Raw genomic sequence first — 23,170 nt, 5'->3', positions numbered from 1 at the left:
GTGGGCCTCGCTCAGTTGCCGGTCGTCTCGCCCTGCCCGGCGTTCCGCACGCCGGCCTTGATGAGGCTGGCCTTGGCCGCCGCCACCACGCGCTCGGAGGTGATGCCGAACTGCTGGAACAGCGTCTTGTAGTCGGCCGAGGCGCCGAAGTGCTCCAGGCTCACCGACTCGCCGGCGTCGCCGACGTAGGTGCGCCAGCCGAGCGCCACGCCGGCCTCGACCGACACCCGGGCGCGCACGCCGGGCGGCAGGACCTCCTGCCGGTAGGCGTCGGACTGCTCCTCGAACCACTCCACGCACGGCATCGACACGACGCGGGTCGGGGTGCCCCCGGACTGCAGCGCCTCGCGCGCCTGGAGCGCCAGCGCCACCTCGCTGCCGGTCGCGATGATGATCACTTCCGGCCGCCCGCCGTCGGCGTCGGCCAGCACGTAGCCGCCCTTGGCGACGCCCTCCGCGGACGCGAGCCCGCCGCCGCGCTCCAGCGTCGGCAGCTTCTGCCGGGTGAGCGCGAGGCCGGCCGGGCGGTCGGTGTGCTGCAGGACGGTCCGCCACGCCACAGCGGTCTCGTTGGCGTCGGCCGGGCGGACGACGTCCAGACCGGGGATGGCCCGCAGCGCCCACAGGTGCTCGACGGGCTGGTGGGTCGGGCCGTCCTCGCCGAGGCCGATCGAGTCGTGCGTCCAGACGAAGGTGACCGGCAGCTTCATCAGCGCCGCCAGCCGGACCGCCGGGCGCATGTAGTCGCTGAAGATCAGGAACGTGCCGCCGTAGGGGCGGGTGCCGCCGTGCAGCGCGATGCCGTTGCAGATGGCGGCCATCGCGTGCTCGCGGACGCCGAAGTGCAGCGTGCGGCCGTAGCGGTGGCCGGGGAACTCCTTGGTCTGGAACTCCTCCGGGATGAAGGACGGCTCGCCCTTCATCGTCGTGTTGTTGCTCTCCGCGAGGTCGGCCGAGCCGCCCCACAGCTCCGGCAGCGCCGGCGCCAGGGACGCCAGCACCTCGCCGGACGCGGCGCGGGTCGCGATGTCCTTGCCGGCCTCGAACGCCGGGAGCGCCTCCTCCCAGCCGGCGGGCAGCGTGCGGGAGGAGATCCGGTCGAACTCGGCGGCCCGGTCGGGGTTCGCCGCCCGCCACGCCTCGAAGGTCCGGTTCCACTCGGCGTGCTCCACGCGGCCCCGGTCGGAGACGGCGCGGGCGTGGGCCAGCACCTCCTCGGGGACGTGGAAGCTCTCGGCCGGGTCCATGCCGAGGACCTGCTTGGTCGCGGCGACCTCGTCGGCGCCGAGCGCCGAACCGTGGATCTTGCCGGTGTTCTTCTTGTTCGGCGCCGGCCAGCCGATGATCGTGCGCAGCGCGATGAAGGACGGGCGGGAGGTCTCGGCCTTGGCCGCGGCGAACGCCGCGGCGAGCGCGGCGACGTTCTCCTCGTAGTCGCCGTTCTCGGTCCAGTCGACGTGGTGGACGTCCCAGCCGTAGGCCGCGTACCGGGCGCGCACGTCCTCCGACAGGGCGATGGCCGTGTCGTCCTCGATCGAGATGTGGTTGTCGTCGTAGAGCAGCACCAGGTTGCCGAGGCGCTGGTGCGCCGCCAGCGCGCTCGCCTCGTGGCTGATGCCCTCCTCGATGTCGCCGTCGGACGCGAACGCCCAGACGGTGTGGTCGAAGGGGGACTCGCCCTCGGGCGCGTCAGGGTCGAACAGGCCGCGCTCGCGGCGGGCCGCCATCGCCATGCCCACGGCGTTCGCGATGCCCTGGCCGAGGGGCCCGGTCGTGGTCTCCACGCCCGCGGTGTGCCCGTACTCGGGGTGGCCGGGGGTGAGGCTGCCCCACTTGCGCAGCGACTTCAGGTCGTCCAGCGTCATCGGGTAGCCCGACAGGTACAGCTGGATGTAAAGGGTCAGGCTGGAGTGGCCGCAGGACAACACGAACCTGTCCCGCCCGGGCCACTGCGGGTCCGTCGGGTCGTGCCGCAGGAACCGCTGGAAGAGAAGGTAGGCGGCCGGTGCGAGGCTCATCGCCGTCCCGGGGTGACCGGAGCCCGCCTCCTCGACCGCGTCCATGGCGAGGGCGCGGATCACGTCCACCGCGCGCCGGTCCTGGTCGGACCACTCAAACGTGCTGTTGTCCCTGCTCACGGAAACGACAGGCTCCTCTCGAACCGGTGTCTAAGAACACTCTGTAATGTTGTGCGCCGGCGGCGTCGCGGACGGCCCCGGCACACAGGACAACGTCCGGCGGTGCGGCCCCTCTTCCCCCGCCCGGGCCGCACGGGAGCGGCCTGGTGGAGATCGTGCCGCGCCCAGCCGCGAGCCTATCGCGCGGGAGGGCCGCCGCAGGCTGGGGCGAGGGGGGTGCGGGGCCGCACGCCGGGCACCGGGCCGCGACGCTTCATGCACCCTTGCCCGAACGCTCCGCGGGCTAACCCCCCGCACGGGTGATCCGGCGGGTGATCCGCGGCCGCCCCGGTCCGCGGGAGCGCCGGACCGCCGCGCACGGCGCGCACGGCGCGTCCGGCGACCCGGTGCGCGGTCCCGGGAGGGGGCGGACTACAGTGATTGCGCGGCTGACGCCAGCGGCCGCGGCAAGACGACCAAGCCGAAGTCGCAGCCAGCCGAGGCCGGCCCGGATCGCGGGGGCACCGCCGAGGTGGTACCGATTTCTCATCCCTAGTCAGACGTGGACCCGATTGTGACGGTGCTCAGTAACAAGCGCGGGATCGAGCTGGACGAGCAGGTGCCCGAGGCGCCACCGTCCCCGCTCGCCCCGCCCCCCGCCGAGCGGGCCGAACGGCGCACGCTCGGTGCGAGCGTGCGCGCCTACGTGGCGCTGACCAAGCCGCGCGTCATCGAGCTGCTCTTGATCACCACCATCCCGGTGATGTTCCTGGCGGCCCGGGACGTGCCGCCGCTGCCCACCGTCCTGCTGACGCTGGCGTTCGGCACCATGTCCGCCGGCGCCGCCAACGCGATCAACTGCTACATCGACCGCGACATCGACGCCAAGATGCGCCGCACCCGGCGCCGCCCGCTGGCCCGCCACCAGGTCACCCCGGCCCGCGCCCTGGTCTTCGGGGTGACGCTGGCCGCGCTGTCCACCGTCGGGTTCCTGCTCACGGTGAACCCGGTCGCCGCGGCCGGGTCGCTGTTCGCGATCCTGTTCTACGTCTTCGTCTACTCGCTGCTGCTCAAGCGCCGCACGTCGCAGAACGTCGTGTGGGGCGGCATCGCCGGGTGCATGCCCGTCCTCATCGGCTGGGCCGCCGTCACCGGGGGCGTCGCCTGGACGCCGTTCGTCCTGTTCGGCGTCGTGTTCCTCTGGACGCCGCCGCACACCTGGACGCTCGCGATGCGCTACCGCGAGGACTACGCCGTCGCCAAGGTCCCGATGCTGCCGGTCGTCGCCTCCGAGCGCCGCGTGGTCGTCGAGAGCCTGGTGTACACCTACGCGACCATCGCCTGCTCGCTGGTGCTGTGGCCCGTCGCCGGGATGGGCCCGGTGTACGGGGCCGTCGCCGTCGTCCTGGGCCTGGTCTTCCTCGCCGAGGGGCACCGCCTGCTGAAGGCCGTGCGCGCCGGGGTGACCGGCGTCCACCTGCGGCCGATGCGCTTCTTCCACCTGTCGAACGTCTACCTGGCGCTGCTGTTCACCGCCGTGGCGGTCGACCCGCTCCTGTACTGACGGCGCGTCCGGCCGGAGGCGGCGCTTCCGGCGCTTTACCGATCGGTCCCACCTGCCGTTACCCTTCGCGGTATGGCGACCATGGATCCCAAGGCGGTGCTCGAGGGCCGCGTCCCCGGACGGCCTCCGGTCGGCCTGATCCTCGGCATGACCGTGTCCGGGCTGTGCGCCGTCATCGCGCTCGGCACGTACGCCGTGCTGGGCGGGGCCGCCTTCTGGGTCGGGGCGCTCCTCGCGATCCTGCCGATCCCGGTGCTGGTCGCCCTCGCGCTCACCCTCGACCGGCTGGAGCCCGAGCCGCCGCGCGCGCTCGCCTTCTCGTTCATGTGGGGCGCGGGGGTCGCCGTCCTGGGCGCCCTCGTGCTCAACACCCTCGGGATGCTGTACGTGACCGTGCCCATCTTCGGCGAGACGGAGGGCCACTTCGTCAGCGCCGCCTTCGGCGCCCCGGTCATCGAGGAGACGCTGAAGGGCGCCGTCCTGTTCGGCATGCTGTGGTTCCGCCGCAACGAGATCGACGGGTTCGCGGACGGGATCATCTACGCCGCCATGGTGGGCCTCGGCTTCGCCATGATGGAGAACATCACGTACTACATGCGGGCGTTCGAGGACGGCGGCGCCCAGCAGCTCCAGGCGGTGTTCATCCTGCGCGGCCTGATCGCGCCGCTCAGCCACCCGCTGTTCACCGCGATGACCGGCCTCGGCGTCGCCTACGCCGCCACCCACCGGCGCGGCCAGCTCGCCGCGCCGCTGGCCGGGCTGCTCGGCGCGATGGTCCTGCACGGGCTGTGGAACGGGGCCGCCGCCTTCGGGCTCGGCGGCATCGGCGCCGTCTACGTGCTCGACTTCTCCGTCCTGGTCACGCTGATCGTCATCGTGTTCGTGGAGCGCCGCGGCACCGTGCGGCGCATCGAGGCGTACCTGCCGATGTACGCCGGGACGGGCCTGGTGACGCCTCAGGACGTGCGCATGCTGCGCTCCATCCCCTCCCGCCGCGCCGCCCGCCGCTGGGCCCGCTCGGTCGGCGGCGCGCCCGCCGGGCGCGCCATGGTCGACTACCAGCTCGCCGCGACCGAGCTCGCGCTGCTGCACAAGCGCGCCGACCGGGGCGTCGCCGACCCGGGCTGGTTCGCCACCCGCCGCGACTCCCTGCTCGAACTGATGGCGCTGGCCAGGCAGGCGTTCCTGCGCACCGCGCCGCGCCCCGGAGCGGCCCCGCCGGCGGCCGGGCCGCCGTGGGCGCGCCAGGGCCCGTCGGGATTCCTGCCGCCCCGACCACCCGGCCCCTACGGCGCCTGACCCCCGGCCAGCGGCCCGTCCGCGCGGCGCGGTCGTGCGGTGCGGGCATGGGCAGGGGTCGCGTCACGGTCACGGGGGCCCGGCCATACGATTGGTGCCGTGGCAGAGCGAGAGTCGTCGAACCCCCTGGTCCGGACCTGGAACGCCGTGTGGCGCCCGACGCCCGGGTCGCTGCGGCTGCTCGCGCTGCTCGGCGTCATCGGCAACGTGGTGATCGTCGTCAGCGGCGGCGCCGTCCGCGTCACCAAGTCCGGCCTCGGCTGCCCCGACTGGCCGCGCTGCTCCGGCGACAGCCTCGTGCCCACCCACAACCCCGAGCACCACGTGCTCAACATGTCGATCGAGTTCGGCAACCGGCTGATCACCTTCGTGGTGCTCGGCGTCGGCGTCCTGGTGTTCGTCGCCGCGCTGCGGCTGCGGCCGCGCCGCCGGAGCCTGGTGTGGTGGGCGCTGGCCCAGCCGATGAGCGTGGTCGCCCAGGCGGTCATCGGCGGCGTCGTCGTGCTGACCAAGCTGCACCCGGCCGCCGTGTCCCTGCACTTCCTGGTCTCGCCCGCCCTGCTGGTCTTCTGCGTCGCGCTGTGGATCCGCGCGGGGGAGGGCGACGCGCCGCCCCGCCCGCTCGCCGGGCCCTGGACGCGCCGCCTCGCCGCCGCGCTGCTGGTCTCCTCCGCCGCCGTGATGGTCGCGGGCACCGTCGTCACCGGCACCGGCCCGCACGCGGGCGACGCCGAGTCGCGCCGCTACGGCTTCGACATCACCGACGTCGCCCGGATCCACGGCGAGCTGGCGTGGCTCACCATCGCGCTGACGGTGCTCGCCATCGCGGCCCTGCACCGCACCGGCGCGCCCGCGGCCGCCCGCCGCCGCGCCCACGAGCTGGCCGGGCTGATCGTCCTCCAGGGCGCCGTGGGCTACACGCAGTACTTCCTCGGCGTCCCCGCCGGCCTGGTGCTGCTGCACATGCTCGGCTCGGTGCTGATGTGGATCGCGGCGTTCCGCCTCTTCTTCGCCCTGCGCGACCGGGGCCCGGCGCCGGGCCCAGCGACTGCGGAACCGGCCCTGGCCGCCCCGCACGCCGCCGGGGCGCCCCAGCCCGCCTGACCCGCGCTCAGCTCTTGCGCAGGAACGCGCGCAGCCGCTCCAGCGGCCAGGTGTTGATGACGTCGTCCGGGGTCAGCCAGCCGCGCTGGGCGGTGCCGACGCCGTAGCGGATGTTGCGGTGGTGGCCGACCGAGTGGGCGTCGGTGTCGACGGAGAACTTCACGCCGAACCGCTTCGCGCGCCGGACCAGGTCGGCGGGCAGGTCGAGGCGGTCGGGGAAGGAGTCGATCTCCATCGCGGTACCGGTGCGGGCGGCGGCGCGGAACACCTCGTCCCAGTCGGCGTTCACCGGCGGGCGGCGGCCGATGCTGCGGGCGGTGGGGTGCCCGATCACGTGGACGTGCGGGTTCTCGCACGCGCGGACGAGCCGCCGGGTCATGTCGGCCTCGTCCTGCGTGAAGTGGGAGTGGACGGAGGCGACGCAGACGTCGAAGCCGGACAGGAAGTCGGCGTCCCAGTCGACGCCGCCGTCGGGGTCGATGTTGAGCTCGGTGCCGTGCAGGAGGGTGAGGCCGGGGCACCGCTCCTGCAGCTCGGCGATCTGCGCGCGCTGGGCGAGCATCTTCTCGTCGGTCATGCGCTGCATGACCAGGTTCGGCGCGTGGTCGGTGATCGCGTAGTACTCCAGGCCGCGGGCCCGCGCCGCGGCGACCATGTCCTCCAGGGAGGCGACGCCGTCGGTCAGGTCGGTGTGGCTGTGCAGGTCGCCGCGCAGGTCCTCGACCGTCACCAGGCGGGGCAGCTCGTCCTTGAGCGCGGCCTCGATCTCGCCGGTGTCCTCGCGCAGGGCGGGGTGGACCCACGGCAGGCCGAGGCGCTCGTAGACCCCCTCCTCGGTCTTCGACACGATCAGCTCGCCGCTGTCGGCGTCGAACAGCCCGTACTCCGACAGCTTGAGGCCCGCCTTGACGGCGATCTCGCGGGTGCGGATGTTGTGCGCCTGCGAGCCGGTGAAGTACTGGAGCGCGGCGCCCCACGACTCGGGCGGGACGACCCGCAGGTCGACCTGCAGGCCGGTGGCGGTGCGCACCGAGGTCTTCTTGTCGCCGCCCGCGATCACCTCCGCGACGAACGGCAGCGCGGTGAACGCCTCCATGATCGGACGCGGGTCGCGGGAGGCCGCGAGGACGTCGACGTCGCCGATCGTCTCGCGCATGCGGCGCAGGGAGCCGGCGTGGGCGCAGCGCTCCACCTGGGGCAGCTCGGACAGGGCCGCGACGATCTCGTCGGCGACGCCCGCGGCCGCGTCGACCAGGACGCGGTCGCCGGAGCTGCGCATCAGCTCGATGCCCCGGAGGATGTTCTCCTCGGTCTTGGCGCCGAAGCCCTTGAGGCCGCGCAGGCGGCCCTCGCCGATGGCGGCCGCGAGCTCGTCCACCGAGGAGACGCCGAGCGCCTCGTAGACGGCGAGGGCCTTCTTCGGGCCGAGCGTGGGGATGGCGGTCAGGGCCCTGACCCCGGACGGGATCTGCGTGCGCAGCTCCTCGACCTGGCGGATCGTGCCGGTGGTGTTGTAGTCGAGGAGCTTCTTGGCGATCGCGTCGCCCACCCCGGAGATCTTGCGCAGCCCGGCCAGGTCGAGGCCGGAGATGTCGCCCGGGTGGCCCGCGACCGCGCGCGCCGCCTTCTCGTACGCCCTGATCTTGAACGCGTCCCCGCCCGTGATGGACAGCAGGTCGGCCAGTTCCTGGATGAGGGCCGCAGCCTCGTCGTTCGCCCGTGCCATGGGCCGAGTCTAGAAGCCGGGTACGACGCTTCCGGCGCTCAGCGCAGCGGCGCGACGGGGCCGCCGGGCCGCTCCGTCCGGCCGCGCACGACCTCGTCGGCGATCGCCGCCACCTGCTCGTCGGGCAGCCGCCGGTAGCCGTCGGCGGTGACGACCGCGATGGTCGGGTAGATGCGCCGGGTCGGGTCGGGGCCGCCGGTGGCGGTGTCGTCGTCGGCCGCGTCGTAGAGGGCCTGGACGCACGCGGTGGCGGCGTCCTCCAGGGACAGGTCGTCGCGGTAGAGCTTCTTCAGCGCGCCGGTCGCGTAGGGGGAGCCGGAGCCGTCGGCGTGGAAGCCGCGGGCCTCCTGCGGGGCGCCGGTGATGTCGTAGGTGTAGATGCGGCCCTCGCCGGAGTCGGGGTCGAGGCCGGCGAACAGCGGGACGACCGCCAGCCCCTGGAGGGCCTGCGCGAGGTTCGCCTGGATCACGGCGCCGAGGCGGCGGGCCTTGCCCGGCAGCGACAGCGGGACGGTCTCCATCTTCTCGTAGTGCTCCAGCTCCACCTGGAACAGGCGGACCATCTCCAGCGCCAGGCCGACCGTTCCGGCGAAGGCGACGGCGGAGTACTCGTCGGCGCGCTGCACCTTGTCGAGCTCGCGGTAGGCGATGCGGTTGCCCTGCGTGGCGCGCCGGTCGCCGGCCATCATGACGCCGCCGGGGAACGTCAGCGCCAGGACCGTCGTCCCGTGCGGCAGCTCGGGCGCGTCCCCCTCGGGCACCCGGTTCACGGGCAGCAGCTCAGGGGAGTGCAGGCGCAGGAAGTCGACGAACGACGCCGACCCCGCCTCGAAGAACTCGGGCGGAATCCCCTGGTCCTCGCTCCGGCCGATCACGGCGGCTCCTCTCCGGCTCGATGATCGCGACGTTCCGATCCTTCCACGCTGCCACACGGGGCCGCCACCGCTCACGCCTCGGGGGCCTCGGGAGGGTCCTTCTGCCCCCTGGTGGCGCCCGCGCAGGCGACGATGACGCAGCAGATCGCGACCCACTGCCGCACGGTGAGGACCTCGCCGAGCAGCGCCACCCCGACGAGCGCCGCCACGGCGGGCTCCAGGCTCATGAGGATCCCGAAGACGCGGGCGGGCATCCGTCGCAGCGCCTCCAGTTCCAGCGAGTACGGGATCACCGACGACAGCAGCCCGACGCCGAGGCCGATCAGCAGGAGCCGCGGGTCGAGCAGGGCGGAGCCGGCCGACGCCACGCCGAGCGGGAGGATCGCGACCGTCCCGACGATGCTGGCGAGCGCCAGGCCGGTGGTGCCGGAGAACCGCCTGCCGGTCGCGGCGGTGAGCACGATGTAGCCCGCCCAGCAGACCCCCGCCAGCAGGGCGAACGCGATGCCGACCGGGTCGAGGGCGCCGCTGCCGCCCCTGGCCAGCAGGACGACCCCGGCCCCCGCGAGCACGACCCAAAGCGCGTCCCGGGGGCGCCGGGAGGCCGCGATGGAGACCGCGAGCGGCCCGAGGAACTCGATCGTGACCGCGACGCCGAGCGGGATCCGCGAGAACGACTGGTAGATCGAGAAGTTCATCAGCGCCAGCGCCAGCCCGAACCCGGCGGCGATGGCGAGGCTGGAGCGCGAGTGGTCGCGCAGGACGGTCCGCAGCGCCTTGCGGGCGAGGAACCCCAGCACGACCGCCGAGGTCAGCAGCCGCATCGTCACGACGGCGCTCGGCGGCAGCCGGTCGAACAGGTGCTTGGCCAGGCCCGCCCCGACCTGCAGGGAGATGATGCCGAGCAGGATCAGCGCGGGCGGCGGCACCGAGCCGAGCGACAGCGTCCGCGACCAGCCCGCCCGCGGCCGCAGGGGCCGGGCGCGGCGGGACGCGCCGCCGAACGAGCCGGGCGCCTCAGACAGGGCCATGCGCTACTCCCACCGGAAGAAGCGGGCGGCCAGGACGAGGCCCGCGACGGCCCAGACGGCGAGGACGGCCAGCGGCTTGCCGGGCAGCGCGGCGCCGTGCTGGAGGACCTGGCGCAGCCCGTCGGCCAGCGCCGAGATCGGCAGCAGCTCCAGGGCCGACCGCACCGCCGCGGGGAACCTGTCCAGCGGGAAGACGACGCCGCCGAGGGCGAGCAGCAGGATGTAGACGAGGTTGGCGGCGGCGAGGGTGGCCTCGGCGCGCAGCGTCCCCGCCATCAGCAGCCCGAAGCCGCTGAACGCGGCGGTGCCGAGCAGCAGCAGGACGACCACGGAGCCGGGGTCGCCGTGCGGGTGCCAGCCGAGCGCCAGCGCCACCGCGCAGACCACCGCGGCCTGCACGGCCTCGACCGCGACCACGCTGAGCGTCTTGGCCGCGATGAGCCCGCCGCGCGGCAGCGGGGTCGCGCCGAGCCGCTTGAGGACGCCGTAGCGCCGCTCGAACCCGGTGCCGATGGCCTGGCCGGTGAACGCGGTGGACATCACCGCGAGCGCGAGGATCCCGGGCGTGAGGAAGTCGACGCGGCGGCCCGCGCCGAGGTCGAGCAGGGACGTGGCGCTGAACAGGGTGAGCAGCACCACCGGGATGATCAGCGTGAGCAGCAGCTGCTCGCCGTTGCGCAGCACGGCGCGGAACTCGTAGCCGGCCTGGGACAGGATCATCCGCGGCAGCGGCGCGGCGCCCGGCGCGGGGGCCAGGTCGAGCGGGGTCGTCACGAGCGCAGCTCCCGTCCGGTGAGTTCCAGGAAGACGTCCTCCAGCGTGCGGCGCTCGATGCGCAGGTCCTCGGTGAGGACGCCGTGCGAGGCGCACCAGGCGGTGACCGTGGCCAGCAGCTCGGGCCTGACCTCCGCCTCGATCAGGTAGTGCCCGGCGGGCGACTCCTTGGCGGCGCTCCCGGCGGGCAGCGCCGCCAGCAGCTCCTCCAGGCCGAGGCCGGGACGGGCGCGGAACCGCAGCTGCCGCTCGGCGCCGGTCAGCTCCTCGGGGGCGCCCTCGGCGACGACCCTGCCGCCGTCGACGATCACGACGTGGTCGGAGAGGCGCTCGGCCTCCTCCATGTTGTGCGTGGTGAGCACGACCGACACCCCGGCGGCGCGCAGCTCGCCGATCAGGTCCCAGGTGGCGTGCCTGGCCTGCGGGTCGAGCCCGGTGGTGGGCTCGTCGAGGAAGACCAGCTCGGGGCGCCCGACCACGGCGACGGCCAGCGAGAGCCGCTGCTGCTGCCCGCCCGACATGCGCCGGAACGGGGTGCGGGCGTGCTCGGCGAGGCCGAGCCGCTCCAGCAGGGCGGAGGCGTCGAGCGGGGCGGCGTGGAACGAGGCGACCAGCCGCAGGAACTCGCCCGCGCGGGCCGTGCCCGGCACGCCGCCGGACTGCGGCATCACGCCGACCCGCGGCCGCAGCGCGCGCCCGTCGGAGGCGGGGTCGAGGCCGAGGACGCGGACGGTGCCCGAGTCGGCCCGCCGGAACCCCTCGCAGATCTCGATCGTGGTGGTCTTGCCGGCGCCGTTCGGGCCGAGCAGCGCGGTGACCGCTCCCCGGGCGGCGCTGAGCGACAGGCCGTCCACGGCCGTCACCGCGCCGTAGCGCTTGGCGAGGGAGCGCAGTTCGACCGCGCCGTCTCCGGGGGGTGTCATGCTGACGAGTTTAGGTCCGGGGGAGGACAGCTCCGCGCCCGGACCCGGCCCCGGCCGCGTGAAGGCGCGGTAAAGCCGTCCGGTGGAAGTCGATCTAGTTTCGCCGCCCCGCGCCGGGGAATCCGCGATCAGGGGAGCCGCGGCGCCGCGGCCGGGGCCCCCGGGGAGGTGGGATGGCGTTCCACGTCGATTCGGAGGTCGGCCGGCTCAGGGAGGTGCTGCTGCACCGGCCCGAGCTCTCGCTGAAGCGGCTCACCCCCTCCAACGCCGCCGGGCTGCTGTTCGACGACGTGCTGTGGGTCAGGCGCGCGGTCGAGGAGCACGAGGAGTTCGAGGACGTGCTGCGCGCCCAGGGCGTGCGGACGCACCTGCTGACGGACCTGCTGACCGAGACCGTCACGATCCCCGAGGCGCGCCGCCACATCCTCGACCGGATCGTCGATCCGCACTGGTTCGGCCCGCTCGCCACCGACGCGATCCGCAACTGCTTCGACGCCATGGACGTCGCGGACCTGGCCGCGTTCCTGGTCGGCGGCATCACCAAGCGGGAGATGCTGGAGCGGATGCCCGAGCCGGCGTCCATCGCGTTCCACTCCGTCGAGGCGGACGGGTTCGTCCTGCCGCCGCTGCCGAACCACCTGTTCACCCGCGACACGTCCTGCTGGATCTACGACGGCGTCTCCATCAACACGATGCGCATGAAGGCCCGGATGCGCGAGACGGTGAACATGGAGGCGGTCTACCGCTGGCATCCGCTGTTCGCCCCCGGGCACGACCGCCCCGCCGAGGGCGGCTACCACGTGTGGAACCGCGGCACCGCGATGGCGCCGGCGACGCTGGAGGGCGGCGACGTGCTGGTCCTCGGGAACCGCAGCGTGCTGGTCGGGATGAGCGAGCGGACGCAGCCGCAGGCGGTGGAGATGCTCGCCCAGTCGCTGTTCGCCGCCGGCTCCTGCGAGCGGATCGTCGCGCTGCGGATGCCGCGCAAGCGGGCGTTCATGCACCTGGACACGGTCATGACCATGGTCGACCACGGCGTGTTCACCAAGTACGCGGGGATGGGCATGCTGCCGTCGCACACCGTCGAGCCCGGTGACACCGAGAAGGAACTCAAGATCACCGACCATCCGCCGGAGGACATGCACCGGGCGATCGCCGCCGCGCTCGGCACCGACGACATCAAGGTCCTCACCCCGACCCAGGACGTGTTCGCCGCCGAGCGCGAGCAGTGGGACGACGGCGCGAACGTCCTGGCCGTCTCGCCCGGCGTCGTCGTCGCCTACGAGCGCAACGCCACGAGCAACAACCACCTGAGCCGCAACGGGATCGAGGTCATCACGATCCGCGGCAGCGAGCTCGGCCGGGGGCGCGGCGGCCCGCGCTGCATGAGCTGCCCGCTCGTCCGGGACGCCTGATGGCCTTCGACCTTCGCGGGCGCAGTCTGGTCAGGGAGCTCGACCTCACCCCGGGCGAGTTCGGGTACCTCGTCGACCTGGCGGCCGAGCTGAAGGCCGCCAAGTACGGCGGGACGGAGGTGCGGGCGCTGGCGGGCCGGAACATCGCGCTGATCTTCGAGAAGGACTCCACGCGGACCCGCTGCGCGTTCGAGGTCGCCGCGCACGACCAGGGCGCCCACGTCACCTACCTCGGCCCCACCGGGACGCAGATCGGCCACAAGGAGTCGATGAAGGACACGGCGCGCGTCCTCGGGCGGATGTACGACGGCATCGAGTACCGGGGGGCCGGCCAGCGGCTCGTCGAGGAGCTGGCCGAGCACGCGGGCGTCCCGGTGTGGAACGGGCTGACCGACGAGTGGCACCCGACGCAGATGCTCGCCGACATGCTGACCATGCGCGAGCACGGCGGCAGGCCGCTCCAAGAGATCACCTACGCGTACCTGGGCGACGCGCGCAACAACATGGGGAACTCCTACGTGGCGGCCGGTGCGCTCCTCGGCATGAACGTCCGCATCGTCGCCCCGCGGAGCCTCTGGCCCGACGAGGAGGCGGTCGTCGGGCCGGCGCGCGCGGTCGCGGCCGGGACCGGCGCCGAGATCGCCTTCACCGAGGACGTCGGGGAGGGCGTGCGCGGCGCCGACTTCGTGATCACCGACGTGTGGGTGTCGATGGGGGAGCCGGCCGAGGTGTGGGACGAGCGCGTCGCGCTGCTGCGGCCCTACCAGGTCAACGCGGAGGTCATGCGGGCGACGGGCAACCCCGCCGCCCGGTTCATGCACTGCCTGCCGGCCTTCCACGACCGGGCGACCGCCGTGGGCGAGGAGGTCTTCCGCAAGACCGGCCTGGACGCCCTGGAGGTCACCGACGAGGTCTTCGAGTCCGAGGCGTCGATCGTCTTCGACGAGGCCGAGAACCGGGTGCACACCATCAAGGCGGTCATGGTGGCGACGCTCGGCTGAGCGGACCGCCGGGGAGGGGGAGGCAGCATGCGCGTGGTCGTCGCGCTCGGAGGGAACGCGCTGGTCGAGCGGGGGGAGACGCCCGACGCCGAGCCGCAGCGCGCCAACGTGGACCGGGCCGTGCGGTCGCTGGCGCCGCTCGCCGAGCGGCACGAGCTGATCATCACCCACGGGAACGGCCCGCAGGTCGGGGTGCTGGCGCTGGAGAGCGTCAACGACCCGAACCTGACCCGGCCCTACCCGCTGGACACGATCGGCGCCGAGACCCAGGGCATGATCGGCTACTGGATGCTGCAGGCGCTGCAGAACGCGCTGCCCGGCCGCCAGGTCGTGGCGATGATCAACCAGACGCTGGTCTCGGCGGTGGACCCGGCGTTCGACGAGCCCAGCAAGTTCGTCGGCCAGGTCTACGAGCGGGAGGAGGCGGAGAAGCTCGCCGCCGAGTACGGCTGGACCGTCCGGCAGGACGGGGACCGCTGGCGCCGCGTGGTGCCGTCCCCGCGGCCGCAGCGGGTGATCGAGACCCGGCTGATCAGGGAGCTGGTCCGGCTCGGCACGGTGGTGGTGTGCGCGGGCGGCGGCGGCATCCCCGTCTTCCGCAACGACGTGGGGCGGCTGGAGGGCGTCGAGGCGGTGGTCGACAAGGACCTCACCGCGTCCGTCCTGGCCGAGAGCATGGACGCCGACGCGCTGCTGATCCTCACCGACGTGCCGCGCGTGATGCGGCACTTCGGGACCCCGCGGCAGGAGGAGATCGCACACACGACGCCGCACGAGCTGCGCGGCGAGGAGTTCCCCGCCGGGTCGATGGGCCCGAAGGTCGAGGCGGCGGTGAGCTTCGTGGAGCGCACGGGCGACATGGCCGCGATCGGGCTGCTGGACCAGTGCGAGCGCATCCTGGAGGGCACCGCGGGGACGATCGTCACCCCCAACGCGACCTGGCCGCTGGCGAGCACGCTGTGACCACCGGGATCGCGCCGGAGACCTTCGCGCGCAGCCTGCTGCGGACGAAGCCGGTCGACAGGATCGTCGCCGAGGGCGGGTACGGCGCGGGCGGCGAGCTGAAGCGCACGATGAGCCTCCTGCAGCTCACCCTGTTCAGCGTCGGCGCGACCCTCGGCACCGGGATCTTCGTGGTCCTCGGCGAGGCGGTCCCGCTGGCCGGGCCCGCCGTCGTGCTCTCGTTCGTCCTCGCCGCCGTCACCGCCCTGTTCTCGGCGCTGTCGTACGCCGAGCTGGCCGGGACGATCCCCGTCTCCGGCTCGTCCTACTCCTACGCCTACGCGACGCTCGGCGAGCTGGTCGCGTGGGTCTGCGGCTGGTGCCTGCTCCTGGAGTACGCGGTGTCGGTGTCGGCCGTGGCGGTCGGCTGGGGCTCCTACCTCAACGCCTTCCTCGACTCGGCGCTGGGCTTCACGATCCCGGCGCAGGTCGGCAACCCGCCGGGGGAGGGCGGGGTGGTCAACCTCCCCGCCGTGGTCGTGGTGCTGTTCGCGACGCTGCTGCTGCTGCGGGGCACCTCCGAGAGCGCCGCGGCGAACACGGTCATGGTCTTCCTCAAGATCGGCGTGCTGCTGTTCTTCTGCGCGGTCGCCTTCACGGCGTTCCGGACCGGGAACATGGCCCCGTTCGCCCCGATGGGATGGGCGGGCATCAGCGCTGCGGGCTCCAAGGTGTTCTTCTCCTACATCGGGTTCGACGCCGCCTCCACGGCGGGCGAGGAGGCCAGGAACCCGCGCCGCGACCTGCCGCTGGCGATCATCCTGTCGCTGGCCATCGTGACCGCCCTGTACGTCCTGGTGGGGCTCGCCGCGGTCGCCGCCATGAACTGGACGCGGTTCTCGCTGAGCGGTTCGGAGGCCTCGCTGGCGCAGGTGCTGGACAGCGTGAGCGGGCGGACGTGGCCGTCGATGATCCTGTCCCTCGGCGCCGTGGTCGCGATCGCCAGCGTCGTGCTCACCGTCATGTACGGCCAGACCCGCATCCTGTTCGCGATGTCGCGCGACGGGCTCGTCCCGGACGTCTTCCGGAAGGTGAGCCCCCGGCGCCGCGTGCCGGTCGCCAACACCGTCATCGTGGCCGCGTTCATCGGGGTGCTCGCAGCGGCCGTCCCGCTCGGCCGGCTCGTCGACGCCACCAGCATCGGCACGCTGTTCGCGTTCGCGCTGGTCAGCGTCGGCGTGATCGTGCTGCGCCGCACCCGGCCCGACCTTCCGCGCAGCTTCCGCGCACCGCTGTACCCCCTCACGCCGCTGCTCGGCGTCGCCCTGTGCGTGTACCTGATGGTCGGCCTCGGCGGCGTCACCTGGACCGTCTTCGCGATCTGGATCGCCGTCGGCCTGGCGGCCTACTTCCTGTACGGCCGCCGCCACTCGCGGCTGGCGGCCCGGCACACGGGGCACGGAGGGGAGCCCGCATGAGTGAACCGAGCACGACGGAACAGGGCGGCGTCGAACCGGACGGCGCCGAACAGCACGGCGCCGAACAGCACAGGGGCGAGCCCGGCGGACTGCGCGTGCTGGTCGGGTACTCGCCCGACGAGCGCGGTGACGACGCCCTCGCCCTGGCCGCACTCGTCTGGTCGGCGGCACAGTCGGACCGGAACGCGCCGCTGACCGTCGTCCACGTCCATCCGCCCGCCTGGCCCGCGCACGGCCCCGGTTCCGTTGACGCCGAATGGGTCGCCTACCTCAGGGAGCAGGCCGAGGAGGCCCTCGCCAGGGCCGCCGCGCGGCTCGGCGAGCTCGGGGTGCCGAGCCAGGAGCTCGACCTGCGCGTGCACGCCCACCGGGGGAGCGGGCGCGGTCTCATGGAGGCCGCCCGCGAGACCGGCGCCGACCTCGTGGTCATCGGCTCGGCGCCGGGCGGGAACCCTCACCGGATCGCCCTCGGCAGCACCGCCGACCGACTCCTGCACGACTCGCCCGTGCCGGTCATGCTGGCTCCGCGCGGGTACGCGGAGGACTCGCCGCACCACACGCGGGTGGTGCACCCCCATCATCCCGCGCGGCGGCTGGAGCGGATGACCGTGGCCTACTGGCCGCCCCGCGGCTTGGAGGACCTGACTGCCATGGCCGACCTCGCGGCGCGGCTCGGGCTTCCGGTGCGGCTGCTGACGCTGGTACTGCGCCCGCCCGGCCCCGCGGCCAGGCTCGGCGGCGTCGAGCGCGCGCTGGGCCGCCAGGCCGCCCAGGCCGACGAGGACCTGCGGGAGGCCGCGGGCCTGCTCGGCGCGCGCTTCGGGGACGGGATGCCGGTGGAGCGGCTCGCGGAGGTCGGCAGCGGGGTCTCCGGGACCCTCGGCGCCGTCGATATGCTGCCGGGCGAGGTCCTCGCCTGCCTGTCCGGCCACCACGGCCCGCTGCTCAGGGTGTTCCTCGGGGAGCGGTCCGGCAAGATCGTCCGGGCCGCGCCGTGCCCGGTGGTGGTGCTGCCGCGCGGGGCCGGCGCGCCCTTCGCCGGCGAGGAGGCCCGAATTAGGTAAGGCTTACCTGCGTGAGCTACGACATCGGGATTCCGGTGTTTCGCGGGAAGTAATTACGGCACACTGATGTTGTGAAAAACGTGGGCGAGGATCAGACGAGCACCGGAGGCGCAGCTACGCGCTCCTTCGGCGCGCCGTCCGGCCGCACCGAGCGCGACACCCGCGCCCGGGTCGCCCGCCTGATCCTGGAACACGGCCCGGTCACCGCGTCCACGCTCGGCGAGCGCGTCGGCCTCACGCCGGCGGCCGTCCGCCGGCACCTGGACGCGCTGCTGGCCGAGGGCATGATCGAGGTCCGCAAGGCGCGGGTCCCGCAGTCCCGGCGCGGCCGGGGCCGGCCCGCCAAGTGGTTCGCCATCACCGACGCCGGGCGCAGCGCCTTCGTGCACGCCTACGACGACCTGGCGACCAGCGCCCTGCGGTTCCTCGCCGAGACGGCCGGCGACCGCGCGGTCGCCGAGTTCGCCCGGCGGCAGATCGCCGACCTGGAGCGGCGGTACCGGCCCGTCGTGCAGGACGCTCCGCCCCACCAGCGGGTCCGCACGCTCGCCGAGGCCCTGTCGGGCGACGGCTACGCGGCGGCCGCCGCCAAGGCGCCGCAGCCGGGCGGCGGCGAGCAGCTGTGCCAGCACCACTGCCCGGTCGCGCACGTCGCCGCGGAGTTCCCGCAGCTGTGCGAGGCCGAGACCGAGGCGTTCAGCCGGCTGCTCGGCACTCCGGTGCAGCGGCTCGCGACGATCGCGCACGGCGACGGCATCTGCACGACCCACGTCAGCTCGCGCTCGCTGTGCGGGCCGGGCGAGACCGGCGACGGCGGCGCACGCGCCGCGCATGCCGCCCCCGGCGGGGGCGAGGCGGACGCGGGGGCGTCCGCCGCAAAGCATCTGACCAGTGACGAGGAGTCCGGAGGGACCTCCCTATGACTACGGCTGCCCACCCGGAGCTCGAAGGGCTCGACAAGTACAAGTTCGGCTGGGCCGACTCGGACGAGGCCGGCGCCTCGGCGCGCCGCGGCCTGAACGAGGACGTCGTCCGCGACATCTCGGCCAAGAAGAACGAGCCCGACTGGATGCTCGACCTGCGCCTCAAGGGGCTGCGGCTGTTCAGCAAGAAGCCGATGCCCACCTGGGGCTCCGACCTGTCGGACATCGACTTCGAGAACATCAAGTACTTCGTGCGCTCCACCGAGGCGCAGGCCGCCTCCTGGGAGGAGCTCCCGGAGGACATCAAGAACACCTACGACAAGCTCGGCATCCCCGAGGCCGAGAAGCAGCGCCTCGTCGCCGGTGTCGCCGCCCAGTACGAGTCGGAGGTCGTCTACCACAAGATCCGTGAGGACCTTGAGGAGAAGGGCGTCATCTTCGTCGACACCGACACCGGCCTGCGCGAGCACCCGGAGATCTTCCAGGAGTACTTCGGCTCGGTGATCCCGGTCGGCGACAACAAGTTCGCCGCGCTCAACACCGCCGTGTGGTCGGGCGGCTCGTTCATCTACGTCCCGCCGGGCGTGCACGTGGAGATCCCGCTCCAGGCCTACTTCCGGATCAACACCGAGAACATGGGCCAGTTCGAGCGGACGCTGATCATCGCCGACGAGGGCTCCTACGTCCACTACGTCGAGGGCTGCACCGCGCCGATCTACAAGTCCGACTCGCTGCACTCCGCCGTGGTGGAGATCGTCGTGAAGAAGGACGCGCGCGTCCGGTACACGACGATCCAGAACTGGTCCAACAACGTCTACAACCTGGTGACCAAGCGCGCCGTCGCCTACGAGGGCGCCACCATGGAGTGGGTCGACGGCAACATCGGCTCCAAGGTCACCATGAAGTACCCGGCCGTGTACCTGCTCGGCGAGCACGCCAAGGGCGAGACCCTGTCGATCGCGTTCGCGGGCGCGGACCAGCACCAGGACGCCGGCGCGAAGATGGTGCACGCCGCGCCGAACACCTCCAGCAGCATCATCTCCAAGTCGGTTGCGCGCGGCGGGGGCCGCACGTCCTACCGCGGGCTGGTGCAGATCCAGGAGGGCGCCGAGCACAGCAAGTCCACGGTCAAGTGCGACGCGCTGCTCGTCGACCAGATCAGCCGGTCCGACACCTACCCCTACGTCGACGTCCGCGAGGACGACGTGGAGATGGGCCACGAGGCGACCGTCTCCAAGGTGTCGGAGCAGCAGCTGTTCTACCTGATGAGCCGCGGCCTCACCGAGGACGAGGCGATGGCGATGATCGTGCGCGGCTTCGTCGAGCCGATCGCGCGCGAGCTGCCCATGGAGTACGCCCTCGAGCTGAACCGGCTCATCGAGCTGCAGATGGAAGGAGCCGTCGGCTGATGGGGCTGGAGCAGAAGCCTCTCTCGACGCTGCACGAGAAGGCGTCCTACGAGGTCGCCGACTTCGAGGTGCCCACGGGCCGCGAGGAGGAGTGGCGGTTCACCCCGCTGCGCCGCCTGCGCGGCCTGCACAACGGCACCGCCGAGGACGGCGGCAAGGTCCTGGTGGAGGTCGAGGCGGCGCCCGAGGTGACCGTCGAGACCGTCGGACGCGACGACGATCGCCTCGGCAGGGCCTACGTCCCCGCCGACCGCGTCAGCGCCCAGGCGTGGAGCTCCTTCACCCAGGCCACGGTCGTGACCGTCCCGAAGGAGACCGCCGCCTCCGCGCCGACCGTGCTGCGGCTGCGCGGCGAGGACGCCTCGGCCGCCGCCTACGGGCACACCACGATCGTCCTCGAGCCGTTCGCCGAGGCCACCGTCGTGCTGGCGCACCGGGGCTCGGCGACCTACGCCGACAACGTCGAGTTCGTCGTCGGCGACGGCGCCCGGCTGTCGGTGATCAGCCTGCAGGACTGGTCGGACGACGGCGTCCACGTCTCCCACCAGCACGCCAGGCTCGGCCGCGACGCCCGGTTCGTCTCGCACAACGTCTCGCTCGGCGGCGACGTCGTGCGGATCTCCCCGTCGGTCGCCTACGAGGGGCCCGGCGGCGACGCCGAGCTGTACGGGGTGTACTTCGTCGACGGCGGCCAGCACCTGGAGCACCGCCTCCTCGTCGACCACGCCGTCCCGCACTGCCGCAGCCGCGTCGACTACCGCGGCGCCCTGCAGGACCAGGACGCGCACGCCGTATGGATCGGCGACGTGATCATCCGCGCCGAGGCCGAGGGCACCGACACCTACGAGCTGAACCGCAACCTCGTGCTCACCGACGGCACGCGGGTCGACTCCGTGCCGAACCTGGAGATCCTCACCGGCGAGGTCGCCGGCGCGGGGCACGCCTCGGCGTCCGGTCGGCTGGACGACGAGCACCTGTTCTACCTCCAGGCGCGCGGCATCACCTTCGACGAGGCGCGGCGCATGGTGGTCCGGGGCTTCCTCGGCCAGCTCGTCGAGCGCATCGAGGTCGCCGAGGTGCGCGAGAAGGTGCGCGAGGCGATCGAGGCGGAGCTCGACCAGGGAGCGGCGAAGTGACCTACGTGAAGGTGTGCGCGCTGGACGAGGTCCCCGCCGACGGGGCGCTCGGCGCCGAGGTCGACGGCGAGCCCGTCGTCATCGCGCGCAGCGGCGACGACGTGTTCGCGCTGAACGACATCTGCTCGCACGCCGAGGTCTCGCTCTCCGAGGGCGAGGTCTACAACGGCACCATCGAGTGCTGGCTGCACGGGTCCTGCTTCGACCTGCGCAGCGGCAAGCCCACCAACCCGCCGGCCACGCAGCCGGTCGCCACCTACAAGGTCAAGGTCGAGGACGGCGACGTCTACGTCTCGCTCGCCGGCGACGACTGACCGCACGACGAAGGACTGTACGCACTATGGCCACCCTTGAGATCCGCGACCTCCACGTCTCCGTCGGCGACGGCTCCGACGGCGCGAAGGAGATCCTGCGCGGGGTCGACCTGACCGTGAAGGCCGGCGAGACCCACGCGATCATGGGGCCGAACGGCTCCGGCAAGTCCACCCTCGCCTACGCGGTCGCGGGCCACCCGAAGTACGAGGTGACCTCGGGCTCCGTCACGCTGGACGGCGAGGACGTCCTGGCCATGTCGGTCGACGAGCGCGCCCGCGCCGGGCTCTTCCTGGCGATGCAGTACCCGGTCGAGGTGCCCGGCGTCTCGGTCTCCAACTTCCTGCGCTCGGCCGTCACCGCCGTGCGCGGCGAGGCCCCGAAGCTGCGCGAGTTCTCCAAGGAGATGAAGGCGGCGATGGACGCCCTGTCCATCGACCCGGCGTTCGCGCAGCGCAGCCTGAACGAGGGCTTCTCCGGCGGTGAGAAGAAGCGGCACGAGATCCTGCAGCTGGAGATGCTGAAGCCGAAGGTCGCCGTCCTGGACGAGACGGACTCCGGCCTCGACGTCGACGCGCTCAAGGTCGTCTCCGAGGGCGTCAACCGGTTCGCGTCCGGCGACACCGGCGTCCTGCTCATCACCCACTACACGCGCATCCTGCGGTACGTGAAGCCCGACTTCGTGCACGTGTTCGCCGGCGGCCGCGTCGTGGCCGAGGGCGGCCCCGAGCTGGCCGACGAGCTGGAGAACGAGGGTTACGAGAAGTACGTGAAGGCGGGCGCTTCCCTATGAGTGGAACCGGGGGCCTTCTGCCTGAGGAGCTGAAGAAGGACTTCCCGCTGCTGGGGCGCACGGTCCGCGGCGGGAGGCCGCTCGTCTACCTCGACTCGGGCGCGACGTCGCAGAAGCCCGTCCGGGTGCTGGACGCGGAACGGGAGTTCTACGAGCGGCACAACGCGGCGCCGCACCGCGGGGCGCACCTGCTCGCCGAGGAGGCGACGGAGGCCTACGAGAGCGCCCGCGCGTCCATCGCCCGGTTCGTCGGCGCGACGCCCGCCGAGATCGTGTTCACCAAGAACGCCACCGAGGGCATCAACCTGGTCGCCTACGCTATGAGCAACGCGGCCACCGCCGGCCCCGAGGCCGAGCGGTTCGCCGTGGGCCCCGGCGACGAGGTCGTGGTGTCGGAGATGGAGCACCACGCCAACCTCGTCCCGTGGCAGCAGCTGTGCCGGCGGACGGGCGCCACCCTGCGCTGGTTCGGCATCACCGACGAGGGCCGCCTCGACCTGGACGACCTGGACGGCATCGTCAACGAGCGCACGAAGATCGTCGCGCTGACGCACCAGTCGAACGTGCTCGGCACCGTCCCGCCGATCGAGCGGATCGTGGCGCGCGCCCACGCGGTCGGCGCGCTGGTCCTGCTGGACGCCGCGCAGTCGGTGCCGCACCAGCCCGTGGACGTGGCCCGGCTCGGCGCCGACTTCCTCGTGTTCTCCGGCCACAAGATGCTCGGCCCGACCGGCATCGGCGTGCTGTGGGGCCGCGGCGAGCTGCTGGAGGCCATGCCGCCGTTCATCACCGGCGGCTCCATGATCGAGGTCGTCCACATGGAGGAGTCCACGTTCATGCCGCCGCCGCAGCGGTTCGAGGCGGGCGTCCCGATGACCGCCCAGGCCGTCGGGCTCGGCGTGGCGTGCGACTACCTCGCCGAGATCGGCATGGACCGCGTGCACGCCCACGAGGAGGCCCTGGTCGGCTACTCGCTGGAGCGGCTCGGCGAGATCCCCGGCGTCCGCGTCATCGGCCCCGGCACCACCGAGGCCCGCGGCGGCGCCGTGTCGTTCACCGTCGACGGCATCCACCCGCACGACGTCGGGCAGGTCCTGGACGACCAGGGCGTCGAGGTGCGCGTCGGCCACCACTGCGCGTGGCCGATCTGCCGCCGCTTCGGCATCCCGGCGACCACCCGCGCGACGTTCTACCTCTACAACACCCTCGCCGACGTGGACGCGCTCGCCGACGGGGTACGGCACGCTCAGAAGTTCTTCGGCACCGCCTGAGGAACACGCTGAG

The 23,170-nt window shown here is 73.0% G+C and carries 20 protein-coding genes; 14 read left to right on the top strand and 6 right to left on the bottom strand.

All coding sequences use genetic code 11. From position 1 onward, the window contains the following. Nucleotides 1–11: 11 nt before the first annotated feature. Complete coding sequence (gene tkt, locus ABWI07_RS22810) at nt 12–2,138, bottom strand: transketolase (RefSeq protein WP_353819730.1); 2,127 nt, start codon at nt 2,136–2,138, stop codon at nt 12–14. Between the two features lie 553 nt (nt 2,139–2,691). Here tkt and ABWI07_RS22805 point away from each other — a divergent pair. The 3 genes from ABWI07_RS22805 to ABWI07_RS22795 all read left to right on the top strand — a co-directional run bounded on the left by ABWI07_RS22805 (nt 2,692) and on the right by ABWI07_RS22795 (nt 6,084). Beyond that, nucleotides 2,692–3,681 carry a heme o synthase gene (locus tag ABWI07_RS22805; RefSeq protein WP_502912846.1) on the top strand — a complete coding sequence of 330 codons (990 nt, stop codon included), beginning with the start codon at nt 2,692–2,694 and terminating at the stop codon, nt 3,679–3,681. Between the two features lie 72 nt (nt 3,682–3,753). Then, nucleotides 3,754–4,980 carry a PrsW family intramembrane metalloprotease gene (locus ABWI07_RS22800; protein WP_149258168.1) on the top strand — a complete coding sequence of 409 codons (1,227 nt, stop codon included), beginning with the start codon at nt 3,754–3,756 and terminating at the stop codon, nt 4,978–4,980. A gap of 99 nt (nt 4,981–5,079) precedes the next feature. Continuing rightward, nucleotides 5,080–6,084, top strand: coding sequence for a COX15/CtaA family protein (locus tag ABWI07_RS22795; RefSeq protein ID WP_353819729.1), 1,005 nt, complete (start codon nt 5,080–5,082; stop codon nt 6,082–6,084). A 7-nt stretch (nt 6,085–6,091) separates the two neighbouring features. Here ABWI07_RS22795 and polX read toward each other — a convergent pair whose 3' ends face one another. The 5 genes from polX to ABWI07_RS22770 form a co-directional block, all read right to left on the bottom strand. Continuing rightward, nucleotides 6,092–7,810 carry a DNA polymerase/3'-5' exonuclease PolX gene (gene polX, locus ABWI07_RS22790; protein WP_353819728.1) on the bottom strand — a complete coding sequence of 573 codons (1,719 nt, stop codon included), beginning with the start codon at nt 7,808–7,810 and terminating at the stop codon, nt 6,092–6,094. A 38-nt stretch (nt 7,811–7,848) separates the two neighbouring features. After that, nucleotides 7,849–8,685 carry a proteasome subunit beta gene (gene prcB, locus ABWI07_RS22785; protein ID WP_149258170.1) on the bottom strand — a complete coding sequence of 279 codons (837 nt, stop codon included), beginning with the start codon at nt 8,683–8,685 and terminating at the stop codon, nt 7,849–7,851. 71 nt (nt 8,686–8,756) lie between these two features. Then, entirely contained in the window at nt 8,757–9,716 is a 960-nt protein-coding gene (locus ABWI07_RS22780; protein WP_149258171.1) for an EamA family transporter, read from the bottom strand. A gap of 3 nt (nt 9,717–9,719) precedes the next feature. Continuing rightward, nucleotides 9,720–10,436 (bottom strand): ABC transporter permease, encoded by a 717-nt coding sequence (locus ABWI07_RS22775; RefSeq protein WP_149258799.1) that lies wholly within the window; start codon nt 10,434–10,436, stop codon nt 9,720–9,722. A gap of 50 nt (nt 10,437–10,486) precedes the next feature. Continuing rightward, nucleotides 10,487–11,413, bottom strand: a complete 927-nt coding sequence (locus tag ABWI07_RS22770; RefSeq protein ID WP_149258172.1) for an ABC transporter ATP-binding protein — start codon at nt 11,411–11,413, stop codon at nt 10,487–10,489. A gap of 173 nt (nt 11,414–11,586) precedes the next feature. Here ABWI07_RS22770 and ABWI07_RS22765 point away from each other — a divergent pair, with 173 nt between their 5' ends. From ABWI07_RS22765 to ABWI07_RS22715, 11 genes are all read left to right on the top strand, one after another. Next, on the top strand, nt 11,587–12,828 hold the full coding sequence (locus tag ABWI07_RS22765) for an arginine deiminase (RefSeq protein ID WP_149258173.1): 1,242 nt from the start codon (nt 11,587–11,589) through the stop codon (nt 12,826–12,828). Continuing rightward, a complete protein-coding gene (gene argF, locus ABWI07_RS22760; RefSeq protein ID WP_149258174.1) occupies nt 12,828–13,829 on the top strand; it encodes an ornithine carbamoyltransferase in 1,002 nt (333 codons plus the stop codon). The genes ABWI07_RS22765 and argF overlap by 1 nt, the downstream gene beginning before the upstream one ends. 27 nt (nt 13,830–13,856) lie before the next feature. Next, nucleotides 13,857–14,792, top strand: a complete 936-nt coding sequence (gene arcC / locus ABWI07_RS22755; protein WP_149258175.1) for a carbamate kinase — start codon at nt 13,857–13,859, stop codon at nt 14,790–14,792. Then, complete coding sequence (locus ABWI07_RS22750) at nt 14,789–16,249, top strand: amino acid permease (RefSeq protein WP_353819727.1); 1,461 nt, start codon at nt 14,789–14,791, stop codon at nt 16,247–16,249. The genes arcC and ABWI07_RS22750 overlap by 4 nt, the downstream gene beginning before the upstream one ends. Then, nucleotides 16,246–17,313: a universal stress protein gene (locus tag ABWI07_RS22745; RefSeq protein WP_353819726.1), complete on the top strand. Its 1,068-nt coding sequence runs from the start codon at nt 16,246–16,248 to the stop codon at nt 17,311–17,313. The genes ABWI07_RS22750 and ABWI07_RS22745 overlap by 4 nt, the downstream gene beginning before the upstream one ends. Before the next feature lie 80 nt (nt 17,314–17,393). Then, nucleotides 17,394–18,236, top strand: a complete 843-nt coding sequence (locus ABWI07_RS22740) for a helix-turn-helix transcriptional regulator (protein ID WP_268843218.1) — start codon at nt 17,394–17,396, stop codon at nt 18,234–18,236. Further along, on the top strand, nt 18,233–19,645 hold the full coding sequence (gene sufB, locus ABWI07_RS22735) for a Fe-S cluster assembly protein SufB (protein WP_149258177.1): 1,413 nt from the start codon (nt 18,233–18,235) through the stop codon (nt 19,643–19,645). Before ABWI07_RS22740 ends, sufB begins: the two co-directional genes overlap by 4 nt. Next, nucleotides 19,645–20,781, top strand: coding sequence for a Fe-S cluster assembly protein SufD (gene sufD, locus ABWI07_RS22730; protein ID WP_353819725.1), 1,137 nt, complete (start codon nt 19,645–19,647; stop codon nt 20,779–20,781). Before sufB ends, sufD begins: the two co-directional genes overlap by 1 nt. After that, nucleotides 20,778–21,095, top strand: a complete 318-nt coding sequence (locus tag ABWI07_RS22725; RefSeq protein WP_149258179.1) for a non-heme iron oxygenase ferredoxin subunit — start codon at nt 20,778–20,780, stop codon at nt 21,093–21,095. The genes sufD and ABWI07_RS22725 overlap by 4 nt, the downstream gene beginning before the upstream one ends. Nucleotides 21,096–21,121: 26 nt before the next feature. Next, on the top strand, nt 21,122–21,886 hold the full coding sequence (sufC, locus tag ABWI07_RS22720) for a Fe-S cluster assembly ATPase SufC (protein WP_149258180.1): 765 nt from the start codon (nt 21,122–21,124) through the stop codon (nt 21,884–21,886). Further along, a complete protein-coding gene (locus ABWI07_RS22715) occupies nt 21,883–23,157 on the top strand; it encodes a cysteine desulfurase (protein WP_149258181.1) in 1,275 nt (424 codons plus the stop codon). The genes sufC and ABWI07_RS22715 overlap by 4 nt, the downstream gene beginning before the upstream one ends. Nucleotides 23,158–23,170: the final 13 nt, after the last annotated feature.

This window comes from Actinomadura sp. NPDC000600 (assembly GCF_040492135.1).
Classification (GTDB): domain Bacteria; phylum Actinomycetota; class Actinomycetes; order Streptosporangiales; family Streptosporangiaceae; genus Spirillospora.
Note: the sequence above shows the minus strand (reverse complement) of the source record. Positions and strands in the feature narration are given on the sequence as shown.